1 protein-coding gene is annotated in these 341 nt (G+C 32.3%); it reads left to right on the top strand.

What is annotated here, in order from left to right:
* On the top strand, positions 1–341 hold a 341-nt coding region (locus GQ589_RS12365; RefSeq protein WP_237399247.1), incomplete at both ends, for a DUF6708 domain-containing protein.

Raw genomic sequence — 341 nt, 5'->3', positions numbered from 1 at the left:
TCGCTTAAGCTATGCCAATAATAACTACTGTGCCTTTATTCGTCAGGATCTCAATGATCAGATTTTTTATGCTTGCCTTTATTTTGTTGCTACTATTTGCGGAAGTGGAATTATCATTGGATCTATTTGGTTAATTGTTCATCATGATAACTCTAAAATAGAATTTGTTGATATAATAGTAATTTTGAATTTTATTACATGCTGTCTCGGTATGTATTATGTTATTCCCCAAGTGTACTATTATCTATTCTCCCGTCGTGGCAGTCCCATTATATTTAACCGTAAAACGGGTAAAGTCTATGTTAACGAAAGTGACTTTTTTAACTTTAAGTTTTTACGGC

The sequence above is a fragment of the Gilliamella sp. Pas-s27 genome (assembly GCF_009795865.1).
Lineage (GTDB): Bacteria > Pseudomonadota > Gammaproteobacteria > Enterobacterales > Orbaceae > Gilliamella.
The sequence above is the reverse complement of the archived record's forward strand: the minus strand, read 5'-3'. Positions and strand labels throughout refer to the sequence as shown.